The 2,974-nt window shown below is 38.5% G+C and carries 2 protein-coding genes; one reads left to right on the forward strand and one right to left on the reverse strand.

Annotation, left to right across the window (positions count from 1 at the left end):
• The first annotated feature begins 212 nt into the window (after window positions 1–212).
• A complete protein-coding gene (locus ACFVSH_RS24810) occupies window positions 213–1,298 on the forward strand; it encodes an MBL fold metallo-hydrolase (protein ID WP_387708406.1) in 1,086 nt (361 codons plus the stop codon).
• Between the two features lie 298 nt (window positions 1,299–1,596).
• Here ACFVSH_RS24810 and ACFVSH_RS24815 read toward each other — a convergent pair whose 3' ends face one another.
• Window positions 1,597–2,544 (reverse strand): DMT family transporter, encoded by a 948-nt coding sequence (locus ACFVSH_RS24815; protein WP_387598409.1) that lies wholly within the window; start codon window positions 2,542–2,544, stop codon window positions 1,597–1,599.
• Window positions 2,545–2,974: the final 430 nt, after the last annotated feature.

Below are 2,974 nucleotides of genomic sequence, written 5' to 3' on the forward strand. Positions count from 1 at the left end.
ACTTAAACACTTGTCAGAAGACTTGAGAAAAAACACTCCTCCCAATGTGGGTTTACAGTTAATGAATCATATGTTTCAACGTCCATTGCCCTTGTCTCGGAATGGTTTATCTTAATCATATTTTTAGTGGGACATCATAGTAAATAACCCTATAAATTTTGTGATATGATATGTTTTAATAAAAGGTCTGATTAATACGGGAGGAAGCTATCATGATGAAAATTATTAAGATTCTCATTTCTTCTTTTATATTATTGTTACTTTTCCTAAACCTCTATCCTCCACTTGGAAGACGAACAAACAAAGAAAAAGTGAGAAATTTCACTACAAAAGAGAATTTTGTCAAGGGAAAATTCCAAAATCAGATTCCTGCCAGTCAAGCGATGAGTCTTAAACATACTGGTTCCATTTTACGTGATTTCATTAAACCTAATCCAAAAAGGAGGCCCGACCGTCCGATCGTAATGGAAACAAAACAACCTGCATCTGTAAAGTCCAATAAAATCACCTGGTTTGGGCATTCTGCATTCATGTTGGAGTTAGATGGGAAAACCATTTTAGTGGATCCCATGTTTGGCAAAGCGCCCACTCCCTTTCCTTGGTTTGGGAACAAGCGCTTTAGCGGTGATCTCCCTATCGATTTGGATATGCTGCCTCCTATCGATGCCGTCCTCCTCTCACATGATCACTATGATCACTTGGATTATTACTCAATAAAGAAATTAAAAGATAAGGTCAGTCAGTTCATTGTGCCACTAGGTGTCGGTGGTCATCTTGAAAGATGGGGCGTTAAACAAGAACTGATTCAGGAACTTAATTGGTGGGATGAAATTTCATTCAAGGATTTGCAATTTGTTTGTACGCCTGCAAGGCATTTTTCTGGTAGAAGTTTACGTGATGGCAATACCACACTCTGGAGTTCCTGGATAATTAATGGAAAACAAGAAAAGGTATTTTTCAGCGGAGATAGTGGATATGGTAGCCATTTTAAAGAAATCGGCGAAAAGTACGGACCTTTTGATATAACTTTAATGGAATGCGGACAATATGATGAACGTTGGTCAACCGTCCATATGGTTCCCGAAGAAACCGTTCAAGCACACATCGATGTACAAGGAAAACGGATGATCCCCATTCATTGGGCTGGGTTCACCTTGTCTTTCCATGACTGGACAGATCCGATAGAACGGGTAATAAAAGCAGGCAATGATTATGGTGTCCAGGTTTGCACACCACAAATAGGCGAACCAGTAGTGATTGGTTCAACAGACTTCCCTCAAACAAGTTGGTGGAAATGATAATGGAACATTAGTTTGTTTAGAAAAGAGGGTCGGAAAATGTTTCTTTCATCAAATGTTGTTCCCGAACCAACTGACCCAAAGCAATATCTTCAACTCCTCAGATATCGTTTAAATCTAAATGTTATACCTAAGTTGATCGGAGCGGATGTGCGAGACTCCTGCTTAGAAAAGCGCATGTCTGGAGCGGAAATCAACGACTACATTGTACCCAGCCATAAAAAACTGTAGACAACCCGATTTTCAGTTTGTCTACAGTCTGAATGGTCCATCCCTAATTGGGACGGACCATTTTCATTCACAATTTCCCTTCATTATATTCCAGTTTCACTTTTATTGAATGCTCTTTCTTCACACCAAAATAATTCGTGCCTATTACACCTAAAATGATTAGTATCGACCCCAAAATATCGTAGATGGTAATCTTTTCATTTAGAATGAGAGCTCCTGCCGTTATCGTGACAACTGTGGAAAGGTTAGCAAATACACTCATTTGGGACGCTTTGATTTTTGTTAGAATCGTATTGGATAATAATGAAGTGGCCAATGAAGCCAATATTCCCAAATACAAAATGGAACTGATGAATTCCATGCTCGACCATGGTGTAAAGAATTCCGCCATCGTTCCTTGTTTTAAGTGGGTGAAGAGCGCAGCCACGTTAAATATGACAAAGCCTGTTCCCATCATGAAGAAGGACATTTCACCTGGCGTATAGTCCTTGGCAAGTGAACGGGTCATCGTAGTGTAACAGGCAGTTGCAATACAGGATAGCAAGATCAATAGCATCCCAAGCATGTCGGAAAAATCGATGGTGCTCCCCTTCATCACAAAAATATAAATGACCCCGACTACCGACAAAAGAATCGAAAGCTTTTGAAATAAAGAAGTTTTCTCCTTCAGGAAATATCCAGCTATCATCAATGTTAGAATTGGGGTGACGGCAGACAGAATTCCAGCATCGGTGGATTGCGAATACTTAAGTCCGAAAGTTTGAAAGGCAAAGAAAAGAGTTGGGAACAACAAGGATAGCGGGATCAGATTTTTAACCGACTCCCAGGTATAGTTCACCTTAATGACTTTAACGGCGACCAGGAGTAAAATGATGACGAAAGAAACCGTGAATCGGAACGCCAAAGTATCAAGCGGATTCGATTCTGCAATCGCCATTTTCGTAAATAAGAAAGATAGGCCGACAATACTTGAATGAAATAGCGCTAACATGTATGCAAATGTTCGGGATTTCATGGCTGCAACTCCTCAACTAGATTACTATATTCCTATTTAGGTATAGTACCCTTTGCATCTGTTTTGCAATCCAAGTTAGAGTTAAAAAATCCTGGTCTTTTTAGGGATATTTTACGAATTTGAAATGTAAAAAGACAACAATGTAGTGTTGATATTTTTATTAGCCTTTTTTGTTGTTTTAATTTGTAAGAACACAGATGGATACCCGTTTATCATGAGGAACAATACTCCCATATTTCATATAGCTTGAAATTATATTGAGGATTATAAATGTATAAAAATATAATTATTAATCGACAATGACAGAGTTATTTGGATAAGGTTCTTCTACTTCAATGCTTTTGTAGGCGATCGGTTCTTCAAAAGTGGTCTGAGGTTTCTGTTTTCTTTTCAAATACATACTAATTGAATAAGTAACACACCCTCATAC

The organism is Peribacillus sp. NPDC058002 (assembly GCF_042886655.1).
In the GTDB taxonomy this organism is placed as follows: domain Bacteria; phylum Bacillota; class Bacilli; order Bacillales; family DSM-1321; genus Peribacillus; species Peribacillus aracenensis.